The following is a 23,395-nucleotide window of genomic DNA, read 5'->3' on the forward strand; positions in this document are numbered from 1 at the left end:
GGGTCTCCGCCCGGTTCCGGTCCGTCGGTCAGTCGGCGGAGTGGGCGGGCACCGGGACCTGAACAGTCCCTCCGGGCCCGCCGTCGTCTTCCTGGCTCCCCGATCCCGCGTCTTCGTCGTCCGCGGCGGGGCCTGGCGTCGCTTCCCTCAGTTCCACGATCGCGGCCTCGAAATCGTCCAACGAGTCGAAAGCCCGGTAGACGGAGGCGAATCGCAGATAGGCGACGAGGTCGAGTTCCTGCAACGGGCCGAGTATGGCCAGCCCGACGTCATGGGTGGTCAGTTCGGCGCTTCCGGTGGCGCGCACCGCTTCCTCGACCCGCTGGCCGAGTTGGGCGAGCGCGTCCTCGGTGACAGGCCGTCCTTGGCATGCCTTGCGCACACCGTTGATGACCTTGGTACGACTGAAAGGCTCGGTGACTCCGGACCGCTTGACCACCATGAGCGAGCACGTCTCCACGGTCGTGAAACGACGGGAGCAGTCAGGGCACTGGCGGCGTCGGCGGATCGACGTGCCGTCGTCCGTCGTACGGCTGTCGACGACACGGCTGTCGGGGTGCCTGCAGAAGGGGCAGTGCATGATCTCCAACCCTCCCTCACAGCAGACTCAATAGCCTCGTAAGACCCCTTGGGCCTCTCGAAGCAGCCCCAAGCATAGGCGATGGCCGAGACGATGGAGACCCGGGGGACCACAACTTCTGGGCTGCTGCCGCAATCCAACCACTAGATGTGGTGATTGGCCCACACAAACACGCCGCACGCGCGTGTCGCACCGGTATTGGCATGTGCCATACGGCCATACCGTCGCCCCGGACACGCGGGCACACACCCGTACCGTCAGGGCACTTACGGGGATACCGTGAGCGCGGCACGGAGAAGACGTGGGGCTCCCGCACAGAACGGGACCGCCCCCCGGTTGCCCGGACACCGGGTGGCAGACTGGGGCGACAACCCGCAAGGTCACCACCCAGGCGGCGAAGAGCCCGACAATGGGCCCCTTTGTCCGCCAGGTGCCACGTCGGCCATACACCCAGACACGCGATCACGGCAGGCTATCTGCGTTTTTTCACTCGAACGTGTGTTTGGCGCAACCTTTCGAAAGCAACTACCGTTGTCCAGCAGGGAGAACATCGAGAGGGGCCGACGTGACCACCACCGCAGACAGCGCCACCATCACTGCCCAGGATCGCTCCCAGGGCCGACTCGAACCGGTGCATGCAATGAACGAAGCCGCGAATCCCGAGGGACACAAGCGCTCCCTGCCGGGCCGACCTCCCGGCATCCGGGCGGACAGCTCGGGGCTCACGGACCGGCAGCGTCGGGTGATCGAGGTCATCAGGGACTCGGTGCAACGCCGGGGCTATCCGCCGTCGATGCGCGAGATCGGCCAGGCCGTCGGCCTGTCCAGCACGTCCTCGGTCGCACACCAGCTGATGGCACTGGAGCGCAAGGGCTTCCTGCGCCGCGACCCGCACCGCCCGCGCGCGTACGAGGTCCGTGGCTCCGACCAGTCCTCGTCGGTGCAGCCCACGGACACCGCGGGCAAGCCCGCCGCGTCGTACGTCCCTCTGGTGGGCCGGATCGCCGCCGGTGGCCCGATCCTCGCCGAGGAGTCGGTCGAGGACGTGTTCCCCCTCCCCCGCCAACTGGTCGGAGACGGTGAGCTGTTCGTCCTCAAGGTCGTAGGTGACTCGATGATCGAGGCCGCGATCTGTGACGGCGACTGGGTGACCGTGCGCCGCCAGCCGGTCGCGGAGAACGGCGACATCGTGGCCGCCATGCTTGAGGGCGAGGCCACCGTCAAGCGCTTCAAGCGCGAGGACGGCCATGTCTGGCTCCTCCCGCACAACTCCGCATACGAGCCGATCCCCGGCGACGACGCGACGATCCTCGGCAAGGTGGTGGCGGTGCTGCGGCGCGTGTGACGGCCGCGGCGGGCGGGCCGCATCGGCCCACCCCCTGACCGGACCCCGGGACCCCTGCGCCGGTTCCGGGGTCCTGTGCTGTCCCGAGTCCGGCAGGGCAGCGACCGCTGTCGATCAGCGGTTGCCCTGAGACACCAGGGCAACCGTCGGTCACTCCGTCTCCGCTTCCGCCTCCGCCTGCTTCGCCTTCGCGTCGATCGCCGCCAGCGACCTCCGGGCCTGGTTACGGTCCGTGGTGTACCAGAAGTCGGGCAGTGACGCCTTGAGATAGCTGCCGTAGCGGGCGGTGGCCAGTCGCTGATCCAGTACGGCGACCACACCACGGTCTCCCGACGCCCGGACGAGACGGCCGGCGCCCTGGGCCATCAGCAGTGCCGCGTGCGTCGCGGCCACCGCCATGAAGCCGTTGCCCCCCGCGTCCTCGACCGCCTTCTGGCGGGCGCTCATCAACGGGTCGTCCGGACGCGGGAACGGGATCTTGTCCATGACCACCAACTGACAGCTGGGGCCAGGGACATCGACACCCTGCCAGAGCGACAGCGTGCCGAAGAGACAGGTCTTCGGGTCGGCCGCGAAGTTCTTGATCAGCTCACCGAGCGTCTCCTCGCCCTGGAGCAGGATCGGATACTCGGGGATGCGGGAACGCAGTTCCTCGGCGGCGAGTTGGGCACCGCGCATCGAGGAGAAGAGGCCCAGGGTGCGACCGCCCGCCGCCTGGATCAACTCGGTCAACTCGTCCAGCATGTCGGCGCGATCGCCGTCCCGCGCGGGGCGCGAGAGGTGCTTGGCGACGTACAGGATGCCCTGCTTCGGGTAGTCGAAGGGCGAGCCGACGTCCACGCCCTTCCACTGCGGGAGGTCGTCGCCGGCCGTGCCTTCGGGGGCGAGGCCCAGGGAGGCTCCCACGCCGTTGAAGTCGCCGCCGAGCTTCAGCGTCGCGGACGTCAGGGTGACCGAGCGGTCCGCGAAGAGCTTCTCCCGCAGCAGGCCGGAGACGGACATCGGAGCGACGCGCAGGGAGGCGCCGAAGCGGTCGTGGCGTTCGTACCAGACGACGTCCCACTCGGAGCCGTTGCTGATCCGCTCCGCCACGTCGTGCACGGACTCCACGGAGGCCAACGCCTGCTTGCGGACCGCGTCCTCGTCCTGGACGGACTTGTCGCGGGTGGCGCCGATCCCGGAGATCACCGTACGGCAGGCGTCCCGCAGCGCCATGAGCGCGTAACCGAGGTCCTCCGGGATCTCCTCCAGGCGGCCCGGCAGGGCGAGCTCCATGAGCCGCTCGAAGCCCTCGGCGGCGGTCTGGAGCTGGTCGGCCGCCTTCTCGTTGACCAGCTTCGCGGCCCGGCGCACCGCGCGGTTGACCTGGCCCGGGGTGAGCTCGCCGGTGGCAACTCCGGTGACCCGCGAGACCAGTTCATGGGCCTCGTCGACGATCAGCACCTCGTGAGGTGGGAGGACGGGGGCGCCCTCAATGGCGTCGATCGCGAGCAGCGCGTGGTTGGTGACGACGACCTCGGCGAGCTTGGCGCGCTCGCGGGCCGCCTCGGCGAAACACTCCGCTCCGTAGGCGCACTTCTGGGCACCCAGGCACTCGCGCGAGGACACCGACACCTGTGCCCACGCCCGGTCGGAGACTCCGGGCGTGAGGTCGTCGCGGTCGCCGTTCTCGGTCTCGTCCCTCCAGTCGCGCAGCCGCAGCAGGTCCTGGCCCAGCTTGCTGGTCGGTGCCGCCGCCTCGAACTGGTCGAAGAGGCCGTCCTCCTCGTCCTGGGGCATGCCCTCGTGGAGTCGGTGCAGGCACAGGTAGTTCGACCTGCCCTTGAGCATCGCGAACTGGGGGCGGCGGCGCAGCAGGGGATGCAGTGCGTCGACCGTGCGCGGCAGGTCGCGCTCCGCGAGCTGGCGCTGGAGCGCGAGGGTGGCGGTCGCGACGACCACACGCTCCCCGTGCGCGAGCGCGGGCACCAGGTAACCGAGCGACTTTCCGGTACCGGTGCCGGCCTGGACCAGCAGATGGGAGCCGTCGTCGATCGCCTCCGCGACGGCTTCGGCCATGGTCACCTGGCCGGGGCGCTCCGAACCGCCGACGGCAGTGACGGCAGCATGCAGGAGTTCGGGGAGTGAGGGCTTCGTCATAGCGCGACCAACCCTACGGGGCGGGACTGACAACCGGGCGATCACGGCTGAGGGAGGGAGTGGATCAAGACTTCGGGGCTTTCGGACGGGGCCGGGTTTCGTCCGGGTGGCGATCGGATGGAGACCTGGTCGGATCGGACGGAGACCTGGTCTGGCCGGACGGGCACTGGTTCGCGTCGAACGGGGATTGACTCGGCCGAGGTGGAACCGATTCGGGCCGAGCGGTGTACCAAAAGTGATGGCGCTGCCACGTGGCGCTACAACAGATCGCGCACAGAACGGTCCCGGAGCACGAGGGCGGCCCGCTTGGCGGGCAGGTCGACCTCGGCGGAGAACCGGAAACCGGCGCTCAGGAAAGCGGCTACGGAGGGGGTGTTGCGAAGGTCCGGTTCGGCGACGACGCGGGCGCAGGCGGGGCGCTTGTCGAGTACGAGGTCGGCGACGGCCCGGATGAGAGTGCTTCCCACTCCTCGTCGTCTGTCGACGGCTTCACCGATGAGCAGGTGGATCCCGGTGTCGTGCGGTCGGGCGGAGTAGTGGCGGGCCAGGGGGTCGAGGTCCGCCCGGTAGATCTCCCAGTAGCTCATCGGGGTGTCGTCGAGCACGCCGAGACAGGGAACGCTGCGTCCGTCGCCGGCGAGTTGGGCGCGCACGTGGTCCTCGGTGAGCGTCCGAGTGCCGGCCAGTTCCCAGAACGCCGCGACTGCGGGGTCGTTCATCCAGCGGGTGATCAGCGGCAGGTCGCGTTCGATCCGAACGGGGACGAGTTGGAAGGCTCCCACAGACGTACGGGTCCTCCCCCAGTCGCCGACACGGTCGAGGAGTTCGTCGCGGGCCACGTCCGCCTTGGCGCAGAGCGCGAGGAACTCGTCGGGCAGCCGGAGGTGGAGGGTGTCCTCGCCGTCCGTGGCCTGGCTCCGACCGGCACTCGCGTCGAAGCCGGGGGCGGTCGCAGGGTCAGCGCTCGCGTCGGTGGGAGGCACGGTTGTGCTCCTCTCAGGAGACGGGGTGGGTCATGTTCCTCAGGGGCGAAGGGAGTTGGCGGCGGTCAGAAATGAAGAGGAGGTACTGGCGATCAGGAGTGAAGGGGGTTGGCGATGGTGACGTAGACGGACTGGGTGTCGACCGGGCCGATGAGTTCGTCGAGGCCGTGCAGGCGGGTCAGGAGGTTGGCCTTGCAGCGCAGGACGGGTGAGTCGAGCAGGCAGGCCGACAGGGAGGTGCGCAGCCGGGCGGGACCGGAGGCGACGTCACGGAGGAAGCGGCGGAAGGCGGACAGCAACAGCCGTTCGTCGGCGAGACCTTGGGAGCCGAACGCTCCGATGAGGCCGAACACGTGGTTGATCGCGAGGTAGTACGCGAAGCGTTCGTCGGTGACCTCGTCGGAGACGAAGGCGTCGCTGTGTTCGCCGATGCCCGGCAGCCGGGCGTCGAGTTCCGCGCGCCGGGATGCCCGGAAGTAGTAGCCCTGGTTGTCGCGGTAGCGGCCCCCTGCGGGCCAGCCCGCACCGTCCAGCAGGAGCAGCGTGTTCTGCTGGTGTGCCTCCAGGGCGATGCCTGCCTCGCCGTCCAGCCACAGCACGGGACGGACGACCTGCTCCAGGTACCGCAGGAACCACTCCGCGGCGACTGCTTCACGGGACCGGCCGGTCCGCTCGGCGAGACCGGTGACGACCTCGGCCAGTCGGGACCGCAGCGGAGGCGCACCGGGCGCGGAGTGGCCGGAGAGGCCGAAGTGGCCGGTCTGTGAAGTCGCCTGCGGTCCGCCGACGTTGGCCCTCCGCGCGGTGTACGGCCGGGGCGAGACGAGCCCGGCGACACAGGAGACGTCGTCGGACGGGCCGAACGGGTTGTGCCGGATGACCACGTCGAGTCCGGCCAGGGGCGCACGGGTACCGCCTGCACCCCCTGCGCCCCTTTGGCCACAGTCGGCACCGCCCCCGTCCGCCGGCGCGTCGACGGCCAGCCAGGCCGGGTCGCGGACGATGTCGAAGCCCGGGTGGACGGCCTGCCACTGCTGGGACAGGCCGCTGCGCAGCAGGCGGTGCACTTCCACTCCGCGATGGAGTTCCTTGCGGAGGTTCTCACGGCGGGAGTTGGTGATGCGGAGGCCCAGGGACAGCTTGAGCATGGCGGGGGCGCCGGACCGGTGGACGGTTCGTACGGAGGAGGTGGGGTGCCACGGGGTGCCGTGGGGGCCGAGGTCCTGGATCGATCCGGCGTCGATCAGGGCCGTGATGTCGGCACGGTGTCGGATCTCGCGCCACTGCCAGGGATGCACGGGCAGTGCCGCGTGTCCGTCGGGCAGCGGCAGCCCGGTTCCGGCGAGTCGGGCCGTGAGGTGGGCGGCGGAGACGGGTCGGCCGCGTTCCGTCCACGCCGAGTCGGTGGCGAGGACGGAGGGGGCGACGGCCAGCCAGTGCAGTGCGAAGGAGCCGCGCAACTCCGGTGAGTACAGCCGGACTTCGGCCTCGGAGAGACCCTCGCGACTCTTGGGGGTCGGGTGGAGCGGGTGTCCGAGCAGGAGCGCCTGCTCGGCGGAGAGGAAGAGATCGGAGCCGTCGGCCGGGTGTGCGCGGCGGTCGGTGATGAAGGTGACGGTACGTCGGAGGGAGTCGGCGACGCGGGCCACCAGATCGGTGCCGGTGTCGGATGTCGCCTCGGCTGCCGCCGCCGCTTCCTGTGCGGGATCTCCGTCGCGCGCGGCCGTCTCCCTGGCGAACAGCGCCGCGACCGTCACCGCGTCGGCGAGTGGTGCGCCATGGGGAGCGTCGGACAGGTAGGGAGGACCGAAGCGGTGCCAGCCGGTCGGGGACCAGTAGTGGACCCGGACGTGCAGGGCCGTGCCGCTGGCAGGGAGGGGGATGCGGAGGGTGCCGTCGTCGGGGGCGGGGAGGTTCGTCTCGCGCGCCCAACAGCGCAGCAGGTTCTCAACGGCCGCGGCCTGGGCGGCGGTTCGGGGGTCCGGATGCTCCAGGAGGTCGCCGCCCGCACCCCGGGGACGGGTCACTTCCGGGCTGCGCGGCTGCTGTTGGGGAACGGACTGGGCCGACGCCACTGCCAGGGTGTGCGGGTGGGAGTGGCTGTCAGAGGTGGATGTGGGGTTCAAGACTGTTCCTCGGGATGTGAGATCTCGCGTCGCCCCGGGCACAGCGGACCACGCGTCGACAGCAGCCCCCTCCGCCCCTGTCGAAGCCAACTCCCGTACCGCCCAACGGGTTACGGGTTGCTTCAAGATCCTTGCCGTAGCGAAACCGTTGCCGTTCCGTCGGAAGTCCCCCACAGCGAGCGCATAGTGTGTGATGCCGTTCCCGTAGGTCGTGAGTTCAGCGTGAACTCACCATGAGTTCCGGCTGAGATCACAGCCGTGGCGCACCAACCGTTCACTCCAGGGGGAGTCAAGACCATGCGATCGATACGGCCGTCCTTCACCGCCCGGCGTGGCAGGGGTGCGCGTCGCGGAACCACCCCCGTGCTGGCCGCCGTCGCTCTCGCCTCGGCGCTCGCACTCACCGCGACGGCCTGCGGTTCCGGTGACACGAAGGCGGACGGCCAGTCCACGGCGGCGGCGACCAGCGGTGACACCGGCGACGGCAAGATCAAGATCCCGGACGACATCAAGAACAAGCTCAAAGAGCACGGGATCGACATCGACAAGTGGAAGCACGGCGCCTGGAAGAACTGGGACAAGGACGACTGGCTGCGCGAGGCCAATGACTACATCAACCCGATCATCGACGGGCTGTGGAGTTCCGGCCGGATGCGGGACGCCAACGACCCGGACAAGGGCGTCGACACCAACGACATCTCCGGTGACCAGGGCGTGACCGACCCGACGCCCGCGGTCGTGGACGCGAAGGCCGTGTCGCCTACGTACCACGCCAACGCGGCGACGGCGGGCAAGGTGTTCTTCGATGCCCCCGAGGGCACGATGGTCTGCTCGGCGACGGTCGTGGAGGACCCGGCGCACCCGGGCAAGTCCAACCTGGTGTGGACGGCGGGCCACTGTGTGCACGCGGGCAAGAAGGGCGGCTGGTACCGCAACCTCGCGTTCGTGCCGTCGTACAACAACTCCGGTATGACGACAGCCCAGTTGGAGACGGCCTCCCGGGCCCAGGTCGCTCCGTACGGGGTCTGGTGGGCCGACTGGGCGCAGACCTCGCAGCAGTGGATCGACCAGGGCGGTGAGACGGGCGGGCAGGGTTCGTCGTACGACTACGCCGTGATCCATGTGACGCCCGAGAAGGGCAGCGGGGGCAAGTCCCTTGAGGAGACGGTCGGTTCGGCGCTGCCGGTGAACTTCGACGCGCCTGCCGTGCCGAAGGTGTCGAGCATCACGGCGACCGGCTACCCCGCGGCGAAGCCGTACGACGGTTCGACGCTGTACCAGTGCGCGGACAAGCCGGGACGACTGTCGATCAACGCCTCGGACCCGACGATGTACCGCGTCGGCTGCAGCATGACCGGTGGTTCGTCCGGCGGCGGCTGGGTGGAGACGGGCACGGACGGCAAGCCCGCGCTGGTATCCAACACCTCGATCGGCCCGGTGACTTCGGGCTGGCTGGCGGGCCCGCGGCTGGGCGATGTGGCCAAGGGCGTGTACGACTCGGTCAGCAAGAAGTTCGCAGGGCAGTAGACACGACTGAGGCTCGCCCCGGGTGATCCGGGGCGAGCCTCAGTGCTTACTGCGCTACGACCGTCAGGCCAGCGGTGCCGGGACGTACGGCGCGAGTTCCGCCGCCAGTTCCTCGTGCACCCGCACCTTGAGCTGGGTGCCCTCCGGGGTGTGCTCCTCGGAGATCACCTCGCCCTCGGAGTGGGCGCGGGCGACCAGCTTGCCGTGGGTGTACGGCACGAGCGCCTCGATCTCGACCGAGGGGCGCGGCAGTTCGGCGTCGATGAGCGCGAGCAGTTCGTCGATGCCCTGTCCGGTGCGGGCCGAGACGGCGATGGACCGCTTCTCGTTCCGCATCAGTCGCTGGAGCGTCAACGGGTCCGCCGCGTCCGCCTTGTTGATGATCACGATCTCGGGCACCTTCGTGGCGCCGACATCCCGGATCACCTCGCGCACGGCGGCCAGCTGCTCCTCCGGGACCGGGTGCGAACCGTCGACCACGTGCAGGATCAGATCGGCGTCGCCGACCTCCTCCATCGTGGAGCGGAAGGCCTCGACCAGGTGGTGCGGCAGGTGCCGGACGAATCCGACGGTGTCGACCAGCGTGTAGAGCCGCCCGCCCGGGGTCTCGGCCCGGCGCACGGTCGGATCGAGGGTCGCGAACAGTGCGTTCTCGACCAGGACGCCCGCGCCCGTGAGTCGGTTGAGCAGGGACGACTTTCCGGCGTTGGTGTAACCGGCGATCGCGACCGAGGGCACCTTGTGGCGCCGGCGCTCCTGGCGCTTGATGTCACGGCCGGTCTTCATGTCCGCGATCTCCCGGCGCATCTTCGCCATCTTCTCGCGGATACGACGCCGGTCCGTCTCGATCTTGGTCTCACCGGGACCACGAGTGGCGAGGCCGCCGCCCGAGCCGCCACCCATCTGACGGGACAGCGACTGACCCCAGCCGCGGAGCCTCGGCAGCATGTACTGCATCTGCGCGAGCGCGACCTGCGCCTTGCCCTCCCGGGACTTGGCGTGCTGGGCGAAGATGTCGAGGATCAGGGCCGTACGGTCGATGACCTTGACCTTGACGACGTCTTCGAGGTGGATCAGCTGGCCCGGGCTCAGCTCACCGTCACAGATGACGGTGTCGGCGCCGGTCTCCAGGACGATGTCCCGCAGTTCGTTGGCCTTGCCGGAACCGATGTAGGTGGCCGCGTCGGGCTTGTCGCGGCGCTGGACGACACCGTCGAGCACGAGCGCGCCGGCGGTCTCCGCGAGGGCGGCCAGCTCGGCGAGCGAGTTCTCCGCGTCCTGGGCCGTTCCCGTGGTCCAGACGCCGACGAGTACGACACGCTCCAGGCGGAGCTGTCGGTACTCGACCTCGGTGACGTCCTCAAGCTCGGTGGAGAGGCCCGCGACACGGCGCAGGGCCGCGCGCTCGGAGCGGTCGAACTGGTCGCCGTCCCGGTCTCCGTCGATCTCGTGGCTCCAGGCGACGTCCTCTTCCATCAGGGCATCGGCCCGAAGACCTTCGGGGTAGGTGTGCGCGGAGCGCTCAGTGTCCTGGGAAGGGGAAGAAGAGGAGGTCATTGGGTCCTTACGTCGATGGGAGTCCTACGAAGGTCATAACGTGCGAGTGTCCCCGGAGATTCCCGGTGACCGGAGATTCCGGGCGATCCGCTCCGCCGACCCGACGATGGTCGCACGGCACGGATCGCCCCGTCACGGCCTTATTTCACGGGTGCCTGCGACACCCAGTCCGGGTGACCTGGCATCGGCGGGGTCTTCGCGCCGTAGAGCCAGGCCTTGAAGAAGTCGCCCAGGTCTCGGCCGGAGATCGCGGAGGCGAGGTCCTCGAAGTCGGCGGTGGTGGCTGTGCCGTCCCGGTGGACGCTCACCCAGGTGCGCTCCAGGCGCTCGAAGGCGGGGCGGCCGATCTCCTGCCGCAGCGCGTAGAGGACGAGGGCGGCGCCGTCGTAGACGTTGGGGCGGAAGATGCTGATCTTCTGGCCGGGCGCGGGCGCCTTGGGGAGCGCGGGCGGTCCGCCGGCGGCGCGCCAGCGGTCGGAGACACCGTAGGCGGCCTTCATCCGCGTCTCCATGGGCTTGTTCGCCTTCTCCTCCGCGTACAGCTCCTCGTACCAGGTGGCGTGTCCCTCGTTGAGCCACAGGTCGGACCAGGTGCGGGGGCTGACGCTGTCGCCGAACCACTGGTGGGACAGCTCGTGCACCATGATCGACTCGACGTACCACTTGGGGTAGGCGGGCTCGGTGAAGAGATCTCTCTCGAAGAGAGAGATCGTCTGGGTTTCGAGTTCGAAGCCGGTGGACGCGTCGGCCATGAGGAGGCCGTACGTCTCGAAGGGGTACCGGCCGACCTTGCTCTCCATCCAGGCGATCTGGTCGGGGGTCTTCTTGAGCCACGGTTCGAGCCGCTGGGCGTCCTGGGCAGGTACGACGTCGCGCATCGGCAGGTCGTGCGGTCCGGTGCGGTGCAGTACGGCGGAGCGGCCGATGGACACCTGGGCGAGTTCGGTGGCCATGGGGTGCTGGGTGCGGTACGTCCAGGTGGTGTTCGCGCCGTCCTTGTCGACGCCGGCCGGCAGTCCGTTGGCTACGGCGGTGTAGGCGTTGGGCGCGGTGACGCGGATGGTGAACATCGCCTTGTCGGAGGGATGGTCGTTGCACGGGAACACCAGGTGTGCGGCATCGGCCTGGTTGGCCATCGCGAGCCCGTCCTTGGTGCGCACCCAGCCGCCGTCCTGCCCTTTGACGGGCACGGGGTCGCTGGTGTGCCGCACGGTGATCCGCGTCCAACTCCCCTGGGCCAGCGGCTCCTCGGGCGTCACCACCAGGTCCTCCGCGGCACTGGCGAAGGTGGCCGGCCGGCCGTCGACCTCGACCGAGTCCACGGTGCCGTGCGCGAAGTCGAGGTTGATCCGGTCCAGGGACTCCGTTGTCCACGCGTCGATGGTGGTGACGGCCCGGAGCGGCTTGGTGTTGGTGCCGGGATAGGTGAAGGAGAGGTCGTACGACGCCACGTCGTAGCCCGGGTTGCCCAGGTCGGGGAAGAGGCGGTCCCCGACGCCCAGGGGCGTGGGCGGAGCACTCGCGGCGACGAGGCAGACGGACACGGCGGAGGCGAGCAGGGCCGCCTTCAGCCGTCGGGGAGCCCTGGTACCGGCCCCAGGGGTGGCGGTGCGGGGGGTGAGCAGCATGGACCACCGCTACCAGCGCGCGCGTACCGCACGTCGACGACTCGCGCCCGGCCCACTCGAACGAGGTCTTCCGGGGGCCTACGGGGCGCCGGGCACGCCGGAGGCGCGCGCCCCGAGGAGACGCGGGGCTCGGTACTGCCCCCGGGCTCAGAAGGCCGTCGTGTGGTGCTGCGCGCGGCTCACGTCGTAGACGCCCGGCACATTGCGCATCGCCCGCATGAGGGCCGGGAGGTGCGCAGCGTCCGGGAGTTGGAGCGTGTAGGTGTGGCGGACGCGCTGCTGGCTCGGGGGTTCGACCGTCGCCGAGACGATCTCGGCGCCCTCCAGGGCCATGGCCTCGGTGAGGTCGGCCAGCAGATGGGGACGGCCGAACGATTCGGCTACCAGCGTGACCCGGCACTCGGTGGTGTCGCCCCAGCGCACACCGACCTCCGCGCGCCCCACGCTCTTCATGTGCGCCACCGCGCTGCACTCGACGCGGTGGACGGTCACGACCCCGCCGCGCACCGAGAATCCGGTGACCTCGTCGGGCGGTACGGGCGTGCAGCAGCCGGCGAGCCGTACGGTCGCGCCGGGCTGGTCGACGACAGGAGTGGCGGGGTTGCCGGCGGGGGCGTCTTCGGCGGCGGGGGGCGCGGATCGCACGGTCTGTGTGTCCTGGGCCGCCGCGTCCGCCTCGGTGCCCTCTGCGTCGCCGCTGCCCGGGTGCGCCGCGAGCCACCGTTGGATGGCGATCCGGGCGGCGGGGGTGTGCGCGTGCTCCAGCCACTCCCTGGAGGGCTCCGAGGCCGGGTCCTGGCCCATGAGGGGCTGGACGGTGTCGCCGTCCCGCAGAACCGTGCTGAGGGTCGCCAGGCGGCCGTTGACGCGGGCGCCGATGCAGGCGTGGGCGTCCTCGCCGTACTGCGCGTACGCGGCGTCCACACAGGTCGCGCCGTCGGGCAGGCCCAGCGTGCCGCCGTCGGGCCGGAACACGGTGATCTCGCGGTCCTGGGCGAGGTCCTCGCGGAGCGTCGACCAGAAGGTGTCGGGGTCGGGCGCGCCCTCCTGCCAGTCGAGGAGTCGGGAGAGCCAGCCGGGCCGGGTGGGGTCGGCACGCTCTCCGTCGCCGGTGGCCTGTTGCTCCTCCGAAGGAGGAGCGTAGGGATTGCCGAGCGCGATGACGCCGGCCTCGGCGACCTTGTGCATCTGGTGGGTGCGGATGAGGACTTCGACGACCTGGCCGTCCGTGTGGGCGACGGCGGTGTGCAGCGACTGGTAGAGGTTGAACTTCGGTACGGCGATGAAGTCCTTGAACTCCGAGACGACGGGCTTCAGGCAGGTGTGCAGTTCGCCGAGGACGCCGTAACAGTCCGCGTCCTCGTTGACGAGCACCAGGAGGCGGCCGAAGTCGGCGCCGCGCAGCCTGCCGCGCTTGCGGGCGACGCGGTGCACGGAGACGAAGTGCCGTGGCCGGATGAGGACTTCGGCCTGGATGTCGGCGTCGCGCAGGACGGTGCGCACCTCGTCGGTGACCTCGGCGAGCGGGTCGTCCGCGCGGGAGGCGTTGTCGACGATCAACTCGCGTGTGTGGTCGTACTCCTCGGGGTGGAGGATCGCGAAGACGAGGTCTTCCAGCTCGGTCTTGAGCGCCTGGACGCCGAGCCGTTCGGCGAGCGGGATGAGGACGTCCCGGGTGACCTTGGCGATACGGGCCTGCTTCTCGGGGCGCATCACGCCCAGGGTGCGCATGTTGTGCAGCCGGTCGGCGAGTTTGATCGACATCACTCGGACGTCGCTGCCGGTGGCGACGAGCATCTTGCGGAAGGTCTCGGGCTCGGCCGCGGCGCCGTAGTCGACCTTCTCCAACTTCGTTACGCCGTCGACGAGATAGCGCACCTCGGCGCCGAACTCCTCGCCGACCTGATCGAGTGTCACTTCCGTGTCCTCGACGGTGTCGTGGAGCAGAGAGGCCGTCAACGTCGTGGTCTCGGCGCCGAGTTCGGCGAGGATCAGGGTCACGGCGAGGGGGTGCGTGATGTACGGCTCGCCGCTCTTGCGCATCTGGCCGCGGTGCGAGGACTCGGCCAGGACCCAGGCGCGGCGCAGCGGTTCGAGGTCGGCGTCGGGATGGTGGGCGCGATGCGCCTCGGCGACATGGCCGATGGCGTCGGGCAACCGGTCGCGGGTCGTGGGACCGAGCAGGGCGGCCCGGCCGAGCCTGCGCAGGTCGATCCGGGGGCGGGCCTTCCTGCGGGGCGCTGTGTTGGTCACAGGGCCTGGGCTCGCAGGGTTCGTGGCCTCCGCACTCATGGGCACCTCCGGCTGCTTGACCGGCGGACGGGTGCCCCATGGCGTACTCGGCTCAGGGGATCTTCGATCCCCCGTCCGGGCCGGTGCTTGATGCTACCGAGCCCACCACGTGCGACTGACCGCCTCTCGCCGAGCGTGAAACGGATCACCCATTCGAGCGAAGGTCGGGAGGTTTACGGTTTTGCGCCACGCTCTGTCGGGTCGGCCGTGCTTTCCGGTCGACCGGGCCGCCGGAGACTTCGGATCAGGGCCTCCAGAGCGGCCAGGACTACGAATCACCCGTTCAGCGGATGGCGTTTTCCAGCCACTCGGCATCGATCTCGCCCTCGGCGACGATCACCGCGGGACCGGTCATCTCGATCCGGCCGTCGGGCCACTCGGTGATCACGAGCGTTCCCCCGGGTACGTCGACGGTGTAGGTCGCCCGTGTTCCGGTGACGGCCGGGTCGGCGCCGTCGCGCCGGGCGGCGGCCACGGCGACCGCGCACGCGCCCGTGCCGCACGAGCGGGTCTCGCCCGCGCCGCGCTCGTGGACCCGCATGGCCACGTGGCCGGGGCCTCGGTCGACCACGAACTCGACGTTCACACCCTGCGGGTAGGCGCCGGCCGGGCTGAAGGGCGGCGGGGAGTACAGGTCTCCGGCGTGCGCGAGGTCGTCTACGAAGGCGACCGCGTGCGGGTTGCCCATGTTCACGTTCCGCGCGGGCCAGCTGCGCTCACCGACGCTCACCGTGACGTCCCCTTCGGGGAGGAGCGCCTTGCCCATGCCGACCGTGACGTCACCGTCCTTGGCCAGGTGGACGGTCTTGACTCCCCCGCGCGTGGCGACCGCGATGTCCCCTGCGGCCACATGTCCGGCGCGCTGGAGATAGCGCGCGAACACACGCACTCCGTTGCCGCACATCTCGGAGACCGACCCGTCGCCGTTGCGGTAGTCCATGAACCACTCCGCCTCGGCCGCCATGTCCCGCGCCTCGGGGTGCGCGGCGGACCGCACTACATGCAGCAGTCCGTCGCCGCCGATGCCCGCGCGGCGGTCGCACAGGGCGGCGACGGCGGCCGGGGAGAGGTCGATGGCGTTCTCGGGGTCCGGGACGATCACGAAGTCGTTCTCGGTGCCGTGCCCCTTGAGGAAGGCGATCCGCGTGCTCATTCCTCGATCGTACGGGGTGGCTACGACATACCGGCGACCAGTCGTGACCGACCCCGACGGCCGACCCGTATGAGCTGCTTACCGGCCTCGGCGGCTAGCGGAGCCTGGCCACGCGCCACACGGCGAGCACCACGATCACGGCCACCATCAGGGCGTAGGCGATGACGACCCGCCAGTCCGGACGGCGCCCGGAGCCGCGCTGCGGGAAGCCGGGCCAGGTGTGGCCGACGCGGCGGGCCGCGGTCATGCCCCAACCGGCCGCACAGGAGCAGATCAACAGGCCCAGCATGGCGATCACGGCCCCGCTGTCGCCGAAGTCGAAGGCGAGCGGGAAGGCGAACATCAGGGAGCCGACGGCGGCCAGGGCCACGATGGGGGCGAGCTGCCAGATACGCAGGCGACGCTGCGGGCGCAGCTCGACCTCGACCTCGGGTCCCGCGTACATCTCGTCCGGCCCGGGACCGTCTGCGGTCACGCCGCCCTGGATCTCGTCCGGACCGTCGGGGCTCAGCCGACCGTCGACCTCTTCCGGTTCACCACGGTCCGCGGTGACCTGCTCAGGGCCTTCTGCGGTGTCGCGAGGGCCGGCCTCCATCGCCACGCGCCCTCCCAACTCGGACTCCACTTGGTCGATCGAAGCTCGATGATGGCACGCCCCCGGAGGCCGCAACCGCGGCTGGAGCGTCCCGATGCCATGACGTGATCAGGCTGTGACCGGTCGTTCGAGCAACGCCAGTGCCAGGTGCGGAAGTTCTGTGAGATCGGCCGCAGCCCCACTCAACCAGTGCACCCGGGGATCGCGTCTGAACCACGAATCCTGGCGGCGCGCGAAGCGCTTGGTGGCCCGCACGGTCTCCGCGCGCGCCTCCTGTTCCGTGCACTCCCCCGCGAGCGCCGCGAGCACCTGCTGATAGCCGAGCGCGCGGGACGCGGTGACCCCCTCGCGCAGACCCCGTGCCTCCAGCTCCCGCACCTCGTCGACGAGTCCCGCGCTCCACATCCGGTCGACCCGGCGCGCGATGCGCTCGTCGAGCTCGGGGCGGGCCACGTCGACGCCGATCTGGACGGTGTCGTAGACCGAGTCGTGGCCCGGGAGGTTGGCGGTGAAGGGCTTGCCGGTGATCTCGATGACCTCCAGGGCGCGGACGATACGGCGGCCGTTGCTGGGCAGGATCGCGTGCGCGGCCTCGGGGTCGGCGGCGGCCAGGCGGGCGTGCAGGGCGCCGGAGCCGCGCAGTGCGAGCTCCTCCTCCAGACGGGCGCGGACCTCGGGGTCGGTGCCGGGGAACTCCAGGTTGTCGACGGCCGCGCGCACGTACAGCCCGGAGCCGCCGACCAGGATCGGCCAGCGGCCCTCGGCGAGCAGGGCGTCGATGTGCTCGCGGGCGAGGCGCTGGTACTCGGCGACGGACGCCGTGACGGTCACGTCCCAGATGTCCAGGAGGTGGTGCGGGATGCCGCCGCGCTCCTCGGGCGTCAGCTTGGCGGTGCCGATGTCCATCCCTCGGTAGAGCTGCATGGAGTCGGCGTTGACGACCTCGCCACCTAGGCGCTGGGCCAGGAAGACGCCCAGATCGGACTTTCCGGCCGCGGTCGGTCCGACGACGGCGATGACTCGGGGGGCGGGGGGTGCGCTGCTCACGTTCCCAGTCTCGCAAACGTCGGACCTCGCCTCGAACGAGTTACGTGTCGGCGCCCGTGCGGGGTCGTTGCCCGTTGCGAGATGTCCCGCCGCCGGTTTCCGGAGGCGGCGACCCGGGCGACGCAAACGGACGCACCGGGCTACGCGGGATTTCGCCCGCACGAGTAACGTATGGAGTGGATATGGGCGTTTTTGAACGGCTTCTCCGGAAGTCGAAGTCCACGGAGGAGGCGTCGACCGCCGGTACGGAGACGGCCGAGGACCGCACGGCCGGAGCGGCGGACGAGGTGTCGGAGACCGAGGCGGGGGCAGGCGTTCAGGAAGCGGCCAGGACGACGGCGACGGAGGCCGTCGGGGCCGCGGACGGCGTCGAGATCCCCAAGCAGCAGTCCGCCGAAGAAGCCGCCGACAACGAGGCCGGTGAAGGCGCCCGCACATGACCGCCCCGCGTGGAAGGTGAACCATGGGTCTGATGGACAGTTTGAAGGCCAGACTCGCCCCGGCGAAGGACAAGGTCTCGGGCCTCGCGCAGCAGCACGGAGGCAAGATCGAGAGCGGCCTCGACAAGGCCGCGAAGATGGTCGACGAGAAGACCAAGGGCAAGTACAGCGACAAGATCCAGACGGGCACGGGCAAGGCCAAGAACGCCATGGACCGACTCGCGCACAAGGACGACGCGGGGAGCGCGGGAAGCACGGGGAACGAGCCCGGCGGCACGACCGCACCGCCGGACTCGCCCCCGCCGACCACCTGAACAGCACCCGCACATCGATCGGCGGACGGCCGCGGAGCACTGGGCTCCCCGGCCGTCCGCCGTTTCGCGGCTACGCCGCCTTCACGACGCCGTGCACGGCTGGACCACGTGCACGGCTGCACTGCGTTGCCGGCTGCCCCGCGTTCTGGGCAGCGAGGCGTTGTCGACCGCACCACGTCCACGGCTGCCCCGCGTTCTCGGCTGCACCACGTTCACAGCCGCACCGCGTCTACGACCAGGTCGCGACCAGGTATCCGACCCCGTACGGCGCGTCCTCGTACAGCAGCGCGCCGCCGAGGTCCGCGCCCTCCGCCGCGCCCGCGAGGACCTGCCAGGGAGCGCGGCCGGAGGCTTTCAGCTCGTACGCCAGCTCGGCGTCCAGCGCCTTGAGGGCCGGTACGTCCGCCGCTCCCAGCGCTCGCGCGACCTCGGCGTCGAACGGTGCCGCGCGCTCGTCGAGATAGCCCGGCGCCTTCAGCGTCCGGCACGCGCTGGCGTCGCCCATCACCAGCAGCGCGACCCGCTCGGCCTGCGCGACGATGTCCCTCCCGACTTCGATACACCGCTCGGCCGCGAGAGGTTCCCCCACACCGAGTCCCTCGATCGGGGCGTCGGACCAGCCGGTCCGCTCCAGCAGCCACGCGGCGACGGCGAGCGAGGGGGGAAGTACCCGCTCCGAGACGGCGACCCTGTCCTTCCCGAGTCGTACAACGAGGTCCACCCCGAAGCCGCGGAACGAACCCCGGGTGCCCTCGGGATGCCGCCCGCGCCCGCTCTGCTCGGCGGGCCCGACAACCACCAGCCGGTCGGGCCGGGCGGCGGCGAGCACCCCGAGCGCGTCGGTGCACGCGGCACGCGCGGCGTCCAGCTCGGGCGCGGCACCGGCGGCGACATCGGGGACGAGAAGCGGGGGGCAGGGGCAGACGGCGGCGGCTACGAGCATGGTCGGAACACTAACAAGGAGCACCTGCAGTCCACCTGGCCACGCCGTCGGGCACGTACGGCCGTCAGGCATGAGGAAAGCCATCAGGCGTGACGACAGCCGTGCGGCGCGGGGAGCCCCGCCCCCGCACCTCGGCTCAGTCGCAGCCGCAACCGCTCCCTGTTGCGACCGGGAGCGGCGCGGGGGCGCCGATCTTCGGCAGGCCCAGCATCACTCCGGCCGGCTTGGCGGCTTCGGCCGCGTTGCGCTTCTCCCAGGCGTCGCCCGCGCGCGTGGGACGCACGTTCAGGGTGGGGCCCTCGGCGAGGAGGTGGTGCGGGGCGGCGTAGGTGATCTCGACCGTCACCACGTCACCGGGGCGGACCTCCTGGTCCGGCTTGGTGAAGTGGACGAGGCGGTTGTCGGGGGCGCGTCCGGAGAGGCGGTGGGTGGCGCCGTCCTTGCGGCCCTCGCCCTCGGCGACCATCAGCTCCAGGGTGCGGGCGACCTGCTTCTTGTTCTCGTCCCAGGAGATCTCCTCCTGGAGGGCGACCAGACGCATGTAGCGCTCCTGGACGACCTCCTTGGGGATCTGGTTCTCCATGGTCGCGGCCGGGGTGCCGGGCCGCTTGGAGTACTGGAACGTAAACGCTTGCGCGAAGCGGGCCTCGCGGACCGCGTGCATCGTCTGCTCGAAGTCCTCCTCGGTCTCCCCGGGGAAGCCCACGATGATGTCGGTGGTGATGGCGGCGTGCGGGATGGCCGCGCGGACCTTCTCGATGATCCCCAGGTACCGCTCCTGGCGGTAGGACCGGCGCATGGCCTTCAGGATCGGGTCGGAACCGGACTGCATCGGCATGTGCAGCTGCGGCATCACGTTCGGCGTCTCGGCCATCGCGGCGATGACGTCGTCGGTGAAGTCACGCGGGTGCGGGGACGTGAAGCGGACGCGCTCCAGGCCGTCGATGGTTCCGCAGGCCCGCAGCAGCTTGCTGAAGGCCTCGCGGTCGCCGATGTCGGAGCCGTACGCGTTGACGTTCTGGCCGAGCAGGGTGATCTCGGAGACGCCCTCGCCGACCAGGGCCTCGATCTCGGCGAGGATGTCGCCGGTGCGGCGGTCCTTCTCCTTGCCGCGCAGCGCCGGGACGATGCAGAAGGTGCAGGTGTTGTTGCAGCCGACGGAGATCGACACCCAGGCCGCGTAGGCGCTCTCGCGCCGGGTCGGCAGCGTCGAGGGGAAGGCCTCCAGGGACTCCGCGATCTCGACCTGCGCCTCTTCCTGGACGCGCGCGCGTTCCAGCAGCACGGGCAGTTTGCCGATGTTGTGCGTGCCGAAGACGACGTCCACCCAGGGCGCCTTCTTCACGATGGTGTCGCGGTCCTTCTGCGCGAGGCAGCCGCCGACCGCGATCTGCATCCCGGGGCGCTTGGTCTTCATCGGGGCGAGCCGCCCGAGGTTGCCGTAGAGCCGGTTGTCGGCGTTCTCGCGCACGGCGCAGGTGTTGAAGACGACGACGTCGGCATCGCCGTCCGAGCCCTCGGGGGCGCGCACGTAGCCGGCACCCTCCAGGAGACCGGAGAGCCGTTCGGAATCGTGGACGTTCATCTGGCACCCGTAGGTGCGCACTTCGTACGTTTTGACGTCCACTGCCTCGCTCCGGTCACCGCTGCTCATGCGACAAGGGTAGGCGGTGCCGGGAGTGACTCCTTCTGCGGCTGGGAACCGCCGGGGCTCACATCACTCGGAGCCACGGCCGGAATCCGGTGTTCCGGCGCGGTGGCCGCCGTCCCACCCCTGCTTGCGCAGCACCCCGTGCACATCCGGCACCTCGTAGTGCTCGCCCTTGAGGACCTTGCCGTCGGCCCTGCGGGCGATCTCGCCGTCCGGGCCGATCTTGGTCATGTTGGAGCGGTGGACCTCGGCGATCACCACGTCGAGGTCTATGCCGTGGACGAGGGCCGTGCCGTAGGCGACGTAGACGACGTCGGCCAGTTCGTGCGCCAGTCGGTCGAGGGGGCCGCTCACCGAGACCTCGGCGACCTCCGCGGCCTCCTCGGCGAGCAGTTCACCGCGGTGGGCGGCGAGGTCGGGGGCGACCTCGGTGGGTGTGCTGCGGGCGTCGAGCCCGAAGGCCAGGTGGAATTCGCGGACCAGGTCGGCGGGCGAAGAACTCATGCCACGACCCTAACGGCCGCCACTGACAGCACCGGCCCGCGAGCCGGGCCCTGGTCAGTACCGCGCCAGGGCTGGCAGGATCGCGCGCATGCTCAAGGTGTTCTCCCGCATCAGCAGGCGCCGGGCCCTGACGGGCGCGGTGGCCGGCTTCGTCGTGTTCGGGCTGCTGCTGTGGTGGCTGCTGCCCCTGGGCGACGAGCCGCCGACCGGGACCATCACCTTCAGCACCGGGGCGCCGCTCGGGGTCTACCAGGAGTACGGCAAGCTGCTGCAGGCCGAGCTCGACAAGGACATGCCGGGCCTCACGGTGAAGCTGGTGAACAGCGCCGGCTCGCAGGAGAACGTCGCGCGCGTGGCGACCGGCCACGCCGACTTCACCATCGCCGCGGCCGACGCGGTGGAGACGTACGAGGCGGACGGCAAGCCCGGCGCCTCCGGGCTGCGCGGGATCGCGCGGCTGTACGACGACTATGTCCAGCTCATCGTCCCGCGCGACTCGAACATCAACTCGGTGGCCGATCTGCGGAACAAGCGGGTGGCCGTAGGGCCGGACCGCTCAGGTGTACGACTGATCGCGAACCGGGTGCTCACGGCGGCAGGCATCGACCCGAAGAAGGGCGTCAAGCCGGTGGCGGCCGGCATCAACACCGGACCGGACCTGCTCAAGCGGGGCAAGCTGGACGCCTTCTTCTGGTCCGGCGGACTGCCGACGGACGGCCTGAAGGACCTGGCCGCCCACTACGCGTTCCGGTTCGTGCCGATAGAGGCCGGCCTCGTCGCGAAGATGCACGAGCAGGGCGACGCCACCCGCTACTACCGCGCCACCAACATGCCGGAGTCGGCCTACCCGGACATCCAGCGGGGGTCCACGGTGCCCACCATCGCCGTCTCCAACGTGCTGATGACCCGCAAGGATCTGGATCCCAGACTCACCGAGTGGATCACCAGGACCGTGATCAAGAGCCGGGACGGCATCGGCGCGCATGTCCACTCCGCGCAGCTCGTGGACCTGCGCACGGCGATCTACACCGATCCGCTGGCCCTGCACGAGGGCGCCCGGCGCTACTACCGCTCCGTCAAGCCGTAGGCGTACAGGGGCCGTTGACGCCCCCTCAGGCCGCAGGCGCACCGGAGAGCCCGTCGGCGCCCGTTCAGGCCGTAGGCCCGCTCCTGGGGACCGCCACGGTCACCTTGAGCCCGTGCGGCTCGTGGTGGGCGTACGTCAGGGAGCCGCCGCCCGCAGCCAGCAGGACCTGGGAGATGGACAGGCCCAGGCCTGAGCCCTTGATGTTCTGGTGCCGGCCGCTGCGCCAGAAGCGGTCGCCGACGCGGGCGAGTTCCTCCTCGGTGAGGCCCGGGCCGTGGTCCGCGACGACGACCGTGGAGGTCTCGCCGTTCGACGCGACCGTCACCTCGACGCACTGGTCCTCGGGCGTGAACTTCACCGCGTTGTCGATCACCGCGTCCAGGGCACTGGACAGCGTGACCGGGTCGGCCCAGGCCGTGGTGGGCGGACAACTGCCCACCAGGCGCACGCCCTTGGCCTCGGCGGTCGGTGACCAGGCGGCGACACGCTCGGCGGTGAGCGCGCCGATGTCGGTGATCCTGAGGTCCGCTTCCGCGTGTTCGGCCAGGGCCAGGTCGAGCAGGTCGTCCAGGACCTGAGTCAGGCGTTTGCCTTCGGTGCGGACCGAGGCGATCTCGTCGTTGTCCTCCGGCAGTTCGAGCGCGAGCAGTTCGATGCGCAGCAGCAGCGCCGAGAGCGGGTTGCGCAACTGGTGCGAGGCGTCGGCGACGAAGGCGCGCTGCTGCTCCAGCACGTCCTCGACGTTGTCCGCCATCTCGTTGAACGATCGGGCCAGGCGCTGGAGTTCCGGCGGCCCGCCGGCCGCGGCAACCCGGGACTTGAGGCGTCCGGTGGCGATGTCGTGGGTGGTGGCGTCGAGCACGCGTACGGGCCGCAGTACCCAGCCGGTCAGTCGTAGGGCGGCGCCGACGGCCAGCAGCATGGCGCCGATCTCGCCCGCGCCGATCGTCAGCCAGCCGCGCAGGGTCCGTGAACGCATCGGCCCGGTGGGCGAGTCGGTGACCACGACGGCGACGACGTCGCCGTCCCGGATGACCGGCGAGGCGACGACGAGGCGGTGGCGCTGCCAGGGCCAGACCTGCTCCGGGTCGTGGCTGCGGCGGCTGAGCAGGGCCTCGTCGAAGGCCTCGCGCACCTCGCCGGCCTTGGGGAGCAGGAAGTCGTCCGGCGCGTTCGCCATGGAGGTGTCGGTGCGGTAGAAGACGCCCGCGCGGATGCCGTAGACCTCGTAGTAGCTGGCGAGTTCGCGGTCCAGAGTCTGCCGGCGTTCGTCCGGGACCATGTCGGCGGGGCGGCTGCCCGTGGGCGCGTCGGTGACGAACTGGGCGAGCGCCGCGAACCGCGCGGTGTCGTCGATACGGTCGACGATCACCTTCTGCTGCTGGGCCGCGGCGACGCTGATGGCGAGCGGGACGCCCAGGGCGAGCAGAACGGCCGCCATCAGGACGATGAGCAGCGGCAGGAGACGTGTGCGCACCCGGGCC

Annotated in this window: 19 protein-coding genes; 5 read left to right on the top strand and 14 right to left on the bottom strand. The window is 70.4% G+C overall.

All coding sequences use genetic code 11. The features are described from left to right. Positions 1 to 28 precede the first annotated feature (28 nt). Entirely contained in the window at positions 29 to 580 is a 552-nt protein-coding gene (nrdR, locus tag ACIBJH_RS38170) for a transcriptional regulator NrdR (protein WP_019072899.1), read from the bottom strand. Positions 581 to 1,145: 565 nt separating this feature from the next. Between nrdR and lexA the strand changes: the two genes are divergently transcribed. Then, positions 1,146 to 1,925 carry a transcriptional repressor LexA gene (gene lexA / locus ACIBJH_RS38175; RefSeq protein ID WP_026151025.1) on the top strand — a complete coding sequence of 260 codons (780 nt, stop codon included), beginning with the start codon at positions 1,146 to 1,148 and terminating at the stop codon, positions 1,923 to 1,925. 150 nt (positions 1,926 to 2,075) lie between these two features. On the opposite strand, the gene ACIBJH_RS38180 is transcribed toward lexA, so the two are convergent. The 3 genes from ACIBJH_RS38180 to ACIBJH_RS38190 form a co-directional block, all read right to left on the bottom strand. Beyond that, the gene (locus tag ACIBJH_RS38180) at positions 2,076 to 4,064 is read right to left on the bottom strand and encodes an ATP-dependent DNA helicase (protein ID WP_399121516.1); all 1,989 of its coding nucleotides are present in this window, start codon (positions 4,062 to 4,064) and stop codon (positions 2,076 to 2,078) included. A 257-nt stretch (positions 4,065 to 4,321) separates the two neighbouring features. Beyond that, positions 4,322 to 5,047 (bottom strand): GNAT family N-acetyltransferase, encoded by a 726-nt coding sequence (locus ACIBJH_RS38185; protein WP_399121517.1) that lies wholly within the window; start codon positions 5,045 to 5,047, stop codon positions 4,322 to 4,324. A gap of 92 nt (positions 5,048 to 5,139) precedes the next feature. After that, positions 5,140 to 7,173, bottom strand: coding sequence for an IucA/IucC family protein (locus ACIBJH_RS38190; RefSeq protein ID WP_399121518.1), 2,034 nt, complete (start codon positions 7,171 to 7,173; stop codon positions 5,140 to 5,142). A gap of 297 nt (positions 7,174 to 7,470) precedes the next feature. Between ACIBJH_RS38190 and ACIBJH_RS38195 the strand changes: the two genes are divergently transcribed. Next, a complete protein-coding gene (locus ACIBJH_RS38195; protein WP_399121519.1) occupies positions 7,471 to 8,700 on the top strand; it encodes a trypsin-like serine peptidase in 1,230 nt (409 codons plus the stop codon). 63 nt (positions 8,701 to 8,763) lie between these two features. Here the strand turns inward: ACIBJH_RS38195 and hflX are convergent, their stop codons facing one another. From hflX to miaA, 6 genes are all read right to left on the bottom strand, one after another. Further along, a complete protein-coding gene (gene hflX, locus ACIBJH_RS38200) occupies positions 8,764 to 10,257 on the bottom strand; it encodes a GTPase HflX (RefSeq protein WP_399121520.1) in 1,494 nt (497 codons plus the stop codon). A 140-nt stretch (positions 10,258 to 10,397) separates the two neighbouring features. Beyond that, positions 10,398 to 11,885, bottom strand: a complete 1,488-nt coding sequence (locus ACIBJH_RS38205) for a M1 family metallopeptidase (protein ID WP_399121521.1) — start codon at positions 11,883 to 11,885, stop codon at positions 10,398 to 10,400. Positions 11,886 to 12,032: 147 nt separating this feature from the next. Beyond that, complete coding sequence (locus ACIBJH_RS38210) at positions 12,033 to 14,177, bottom strand: RelA/SpoT family protein (RefSeq protein WP_399121522.1); 2,145 nt, start codon at positions 14,175 to 14,177, stop codon at positions 12,033 to 12,035. Between the two features lie 283 nt (positions 14,178 to 14,460). Beyond that, positions 14,461 to 15,330: a diaminopimelate epimerase gene (dapF, locus tag ACIBJH_RS38215; protein WP_399121523.1), complete on the bottom strand. Its 870-nt coding sequence runs from the start codon at positions 15,328 to 15,330 to the stop codon at positions 14,461 to 14,463. Between the two features lie 94 nt (positions 15,331 to 15,424). After that, positions 15,425 to 15,925: a hypothetical protein gene (locus ACIBJH_RS38220; RefSeq protein WP_399121570.1), complete on the bottom strand. Its 501-nt coding sequence runs from the start codon at positions 15,923 to 15,925 to the stop codon at positions 15,425 to 15,427. A 108-nt stretch (positions 15,926 to 16,033) separates the two neighbouring features. Continuing rightward, positions 16,034 to 16,972: a tRNA (adenosine(37)-N6)-dimethylallyltransferase MiaA gene (miaA, locus tag ACIBJH_RS38225; protein WP_399121524.1), complete on the bottom strand. Its 939-nt coding sequence runs from the start codon at positions 16,970 to 16,972 to the stop codon at positions 16,034 to 16,036. A gap of 182 nt (positions 16,973 to 17,154) precedes the next feature. Between miaA and ACIBJH_RS38230 the strand changes: the two genes are divergently transcribed. Continuing rightward, entirely contained in the window at positions 17,155 to 17,412 is a 258-nt protein-coding gene (locus tag ACIBJH_RS38230) for a hypothetical protein (RefSeq protein ID WP_399121525.1), read from the top strand. Between the two features lie 23 nt (positions 17,413 to 17,435). Further along, positions 17,436 to 17,726, top strand: a complete 291-nt coding sequence (locus ACIBJH_RS38235; RefSeq protein ID WP_399121526.1) for an antitoxin — start codon at positions 17,436 to 17,438, stop codon at positions 17,724 to 17,726. Between the two features lie 229 nt (positions 17,727 to 17,955). Here ACIBJH_RS38235 and ACIBJH_RS38240 read toward each other — a convergent pair whose 3' ends face one another. The 3 genes from ACIBJH_RS38240 to ACIBJH_RS38250 all read right to left on the bottom strand — a co-directional run bounded on the left by ACIBJH_RS38240 (position 17,956) and on the right by ACIBJH_RS38250 (position 20,824). After that, on the bottom strand, positions 17,956 to 18,669 hold the full coding sequence (locus ACIBJH_RS38240) for a class III extradiol dioxygenase subunit B-like domain-containing protein (protein WP_399121527.1): 714 nt from the start codon (positions 18,667 to 18,669) through the stop codon (positions 17,956 to 17,958). 136 nt (positions 18,670 to 18,805) lie between these two features. After that, positions 18,806 to 20,323, bottom strand: coding sequence for a tRNA (N6-isopentenyl adenosine(37)-C2)-methylthiotransferase MiaB (miaB, locus tag ACIBJH_RS38245; RefSeq protein WP_399121528.1), 1,518 nt, complete (start codon positions 20,321 to 20,323; stop codon positions 18,806 to 18,808). A gap of 63 nt (positions 20,324 to 20,386) precedes the next feature. Beyond that, a complete protein-coding gene (locus ACIBJH_RS38250; protein ID WP_399121529.1) occupies positions 20,387 to 20,824 on the bottom strand; it encodes a MazG nucleotide pyrophosphohydrolase domain-containing protein in 438 nt (145 codons plus the stop codon). An 88-nt stretch (positions 20,825 to 20,912) separates the two neighbouring features. Here ACIBJH_RS38250 and ACIBJH_RS38255 point away from each other — a divergent pair, with 88 nt between their 5' ends. Beyond that, a complete protein-coding gene (locus ACIBJH_RS38255; protein WP_399121530.1) occupies positions 20,913 to 21,911 on the top strand; it encodes a TAXI family TRAP transporter solute-binding subunit in 999 nt (332 codons plus the stop codon). A 64-nt stretch (positions 21,912 to 21,975) separates the two neighbouring features. On the opposite strand, the gene ACIBJH_RS38260 is transcribed toward ACIBJH_RS38255, so the two are convergent. After that, positions 21,976 to 23,388, bottom strand: coding sequence for an ATP-binding protein (locus ACIBJH_RS38260; protein ID WP_399121531.1), 1,413 nt, complete (start codon positions 23,386 to 23,388; stop codon positions 21,976 to 21,978). Between the last annotated feature and the right edge of the window lie 7 nt (positions 23,389 to 23,395).

This window comes from Streptomyces sp. NPDC050548, from assembly GCF_044457385.1.
Lineage (GTDB): Bacteria > Actinomycetota > Actinomycetes > Streptomycetales > Streptomycetaceae > Streptomyces.